A 3,908-nucleotide genomic window follows, 5' to 3' on the forward strand; every position below is an offset into this window, starting at 1 on the left:
GGGGGGGGGGGGGGGGTTCCGGCGGGGGGGGGGGCCGGCGGGGGGGGGGCGGGCCGGGGGGGGGGGGGGGGGGCGCCGGGCGGGCGCGCCGGGCTGGCTGGCGGGCTGGGCGACGGGCTGGGTGGCTGGCGCCTGGCCGGTAGCATTCTCGACGAAATGCGCGACCAGCGTGTCGGCGGTGATGCGGCGATTGTCGGTGGTGGTCACCACCGCCCCGCCACGCGCCACCGCCATGCGCCGCTGCGGCCAGTATTCCAGGCTCTCGCGCGCGGTGATGCGCTGGTCCGGCGTGTCGAGCGCGAGGCCCTGGCCGGAGAGCACCATCACCGCCTGGTCCATGTCATAGACGGCGCGGCTGCCGGTCGCCTTCTCGCTGGCCGAGGTGATGCGGACATTGCCCTCCGCCTCCAGCCGCCAGATCTCGCTGCCCGAGACCGGGCTGGTCGTGGACTGCGCCTCGCGCGGCGCCGCGGCGCCGCTGCGCGGGCGGTAGCGGGCGATCAGGCGGTCGGCGTCGATCGTCACGCCGTCGCGCGCGGCGCGCGCATTGCCCTGCGCGATCACCGCCTGCTCCTGCTGGCGCCACTCGATGCCGTCCTCGGAGGTGATCTCGATCGGCCCGCCCTGGGTCAGGTCGAGCGTCTGCGCCCGCGCCGCGGCGGGCGCGGCCAGCAGGGCGGCGAGCAGCAGGGCCCGGGCCGTCCTCACGGCGTGCCCTCCAGCACGGCGCGGGCCTTGCCGGTGAAGATCACCACCTGGCCGCGGTCGCGCAGCCGGAAGCCTTCGGCGGTCAGCGTGCCGAAGGGGCCCTGCGCGGCGACCGGCATGTCGCCTTCCGCGTTGCCGCCGGCCACGTCGATCGCGGCCTGGTCGGTGACGAATTGCGTGCCGTCGTCGTGGTGGATGGTCACCCGGCCGGCGAGGTCGAGGTGATTGCGCGGCCGGTCGTAGCGGCCCTCGCGCGCCTGCATGTAGAGCCAGCCGCCATCGGTCAGCAGCAGGTCCGCGCGCGGCGCCTGCAGCTGCACGATCTCCTCGTTGCCGGCCTGCACGGCGGTGTCCGCGGTGACGGTGTAGGGCCGGTTCTGCTCGTCGAGGCCCTGGAAACGCGGCCGCACGACGCTCAGCGCATCCGGCCGGACCTCGGTCACGCGCTTGAAGGCGACGCGGCCGCGATCGGCGGCGCTCTCGAACTCCGGCCACAGCGCGATCGCGGCCAGCAGGCCGACCGCGGCAAGCGGCAGGATCCGCTTGGCGACCGCCACCGCCAGCCGGCGCCGCAGCAGCTGTCCGGCGGTCGGCGGGCGCCGCCGGCGGGAGGGCGGCGGCAGGCGGCTGGCGGGCGGGCGTGCCGCCGCGGCCGGCGAGGCGCCACGCGCAGGGGTGAGAGGAGGCGACTTCACCGGGCTTGTATGGGCTTCGGGATGGCGAGGGTCAACGCGGCAAAGCGATCCGACAAGAAATGTGCCACTTTGTGGCAGGTGCGCGTTCACGATTGCTGGAGGCGGCTGATTGGGGCTTGACGCGCGCCCCGCCAGATCAGTGCGCGAAGAGGTCCGGATCCTCGTAGCCGAGCAGGTCCAGGCGGCCGCGCGTGGGCAGGAAGGCGTAGCAGGCCTCGGCCAGGTCGAGTCGCCCCTCCCGCTCCAGCAGCGCCTTCAGCTTCGTCCAGAGCGCGTGCAGGTGCAGCACGTCGGATGCGGCATAGGCGAGTTGCTCCGGCGAAAGGTCCGGCGCGCCCCAGTCGCTCGATTGCTGCTGCTTGGAGATCTCCACCCCCAGCAGCTCCTTCAGAAGGTCCTTCAGCCCGTGCCGGTCGGTGAAGGTGCGCACCAGCTTCGAGGCGATCTTGGTGCAGACCACGGGCGAAACGGTCACGCCCAGCGCATGGTGCAGCATCGCGACGTCGAAGCGGGCGAAGTGGAAGATCTTCAGCACCGCCCGGTCTTCCAGCAGGCGCCTGAGGTTCGGGCAGTCCGCCCCGCGGCCGCCGAGGGAGGGCGGGATGATCTGGACGCAATGCGCCGTCCCGTCCCCGGCGGAGAGCTGCACCAGGCAGAGCCGGTCGCGCCGCGGGTCGAGGCCCATCGTCTCGGTGTCGATGGCGACGGCGGCGCCGAGATCGAGCCCGTCGGGCAGGTCGTGCTTGTGGAGGCGGATCATGGCGCCTTGGGTGAACAGGGTCTCGCCCATTGGCCGCGACCGCCTCTCGAAACCCCGCTGGTTGCGGGTGGTGCCCAGGAAAGGACTCGAACCTTCACGGCCTCGCGGCCACAGGTACCTGAAACCTGCGCGTCTACCAATTCCGCCACCTGGGCAGGTGCGCGAGGCCCCGGCGTTTAGGGGGGCGTCACGGAGGCGTCAAGCGGGGGACAGCCCCTTATGTGGCCCCGATCGCGTTCAGCCGCCGCTCCTCGTCCACGATGTAGTCGCGGATCACCGGCACGTCGTCACGGCGTTCGGAAATCAGGATCTGGAAGACGAAGTTGGAGCCGTGCAGGAAGCCCAGCTCCACGCTGGCCAGGTAGAAATCCCACATCCGGCAGAATCGCTCGCCCATCTTCGCCACCGCCTGCTCCCGCACGGCGTCAAAGGCCTCCCGCCAGTGCTTGATGGTCCAGTAGTAGTGCAGGCGGAGCATCTCGCAGTCGGCGCACCAGGTGCCGGTGCGCTCGAGCGAGGCGAAGACCTCCGACATCGCCGGCACGTAGCCGCCGGGGAAGATGTATTTGCGGATGAAGGGCGCGGTGGTGCCGGGGGGCGACTGGCGGCCGATGCAATGGACCAGCGCGAATCCGCCCGGCTTGGTCAGCGCCTTGATCTTGCGGAAATAGGTGTCGAACTCGTCGATGCCGATCGCCTCCATCATCGCGATGGAGACGACGCGGTCATAGGTGCCTTCCAGCAGGCGGTAGTCGAGCTCCCGGAACTCCACCAGGTCCGTCACGCCCTCGTCCACCGCACGCTGCTTCGCGATGGCGCATTGCTCGGGCGAGAGGGTGACGGAGACCACCCTTACCCCGTAGTTCCGCGCCAGGAAGGTGCCGAGCGCGCCCCAGCCGGAGCCGATCTCGGCGACCGTCATTCCCGGCTCGAGCCTGAGCTTGGCCGCGATGTGGCGCAGCTTGGCGAGCTGCGCCTCATGCAGCGTGGCGTCCGGCGTCGGGTAGTAGGCGCAGGAATAGGTCATCGTGGGGTCGAGCCACGTCCGGTAGAACTCGGGCGGGATGTCGTAGTGGTGGCGGATGTTCTTCGCGGCCAGGCCGAGCGGGTTGCGCTGGTGCCAGCGCCGCGCCGCGCGCCAGGCCTTGCGCAGCGCCTGCTGCACCGGATGCGCCGCGAGGCCGGAGCGGTTCACGGAGAACAGGTAGAGCAGGTCGAACACCCGCTGCCCGCCCTCCATCACGAGGCGGCCGTCCATGTACGCCTCGGCGGCCTTGAGCTCGGGGTTGAGGAAGATCTCGTGCTCGACCTTCTTGTCGGTCAGGCGGATGGCGACATCCGGCCCGTCCTGGCCGCTGCCGAAGCGATGCACGACGCCGGCATGGTCGGTGACGGTCAGGCTGCCGCGCTGGACGAAGCGGTTGAGCAGGCTGGAGAGGAGTCGCATGGGCCCGTTCCGAGATGCGGGCCCTGTATGGCGGCATGCGGCCGGCGCGGCCACCCCGACGGGCCCGCTTGGCGTGTCCAGGATGGGCTCATATGGTCCGGCCCGCGAAGGTTGGGGAGTTGACCATGCGGGGAGCGCTCGAGCGCAAGGTGGCGACGGTGTTCGGCGGCTCCGGCTTCATCGGCCGCTACGTCGTCCAGCGCCTGGCACAGCAGGACTATGTCGTGCGGGTGGCGGTGGGCGGCCCGGCCCGGGCCCGGGGCCGGGCGGCCCCCGGGGCCGGCGCCCCGCGGGTGGG

Annotated in this window: 4 protein-coding genes and 1 tRNA gene; all 5 read right to left on the reverse strand. The window is 71.7% G+C overall.

The window, feature by feature from the left end:
• A partial coding sequence (locus AC1MIR_RS02950; protein WP_480026693.1) for an LptA/OstA family protein occupies positions 1-708 on the reverse strand: 708 nt, incomplete at its 3' end.
• Entirely contained in the window at positions 705-1,265 is a 561-nt protein-coding gene (gene lptC / locus AC1MIR_RS02955) for an LPS export ABC transporter periplasmic protein LptC (RefSeq protein WP_480026694.1), read from the reverse strand. The genes AC1MIR_RS02950 and lptC, both read right to left, overlap by 4 nt.
• A 274-nt stretch (positions 1,266-1,539) precedes the next feature.
• Positions 1,540-2,193, reverse strand: a complete 654-nt coding sequence (locus AC1MIR_RS02960; RefSeq protein WP_480026695.1) for a ribonuclease D — start codon at positions 2,191-2,193, stop codon at positions 1,540-1,542.
• 38 nt (positions 2,194-2,231) lie between these two features.
• Positions 2,232-2,318 (reverse strand) — tRNA-Leu (locus AC1MIR_RS02965).
• Between the two features lie 62 nt (positions 2,319-2,380).
• Positions 2,381-3,610, reverse strand: coding sequence for a class I SAM-dependent methyltransferase (locus AC1MIR_RS02970; protein WP_480026696.1), 1,230 nt, complete (start codon positions 3,608-3,610; stop codon positions 2,381-2,383).
• Between the last annotated feature and the right edge of the window lie 298 nt (positions 3,611-3,908).

It is taken from the genome of Falsiroseomonas sp. RANM36 (assembly GCF_056682175.1).

Excerpts from the sequence above, each read along its gene's own strand:
- AC1MIR_RS02960 (WP_480026695.1), bottom strand. The coding sequence starts at position 2,193 with ATGGGCGAGACCCTGTTCACCCAAGGCGCCATGATCCGCCTCCACAAG.
- AC1MIR_RS02970 (WP_480026696.1), bottom strand. The coding sequence starts at position 3,610 with ATGCGACTCCTCTCCAGCCTGCTCAACCGCTTCGTCCAGCGCGGCAGC.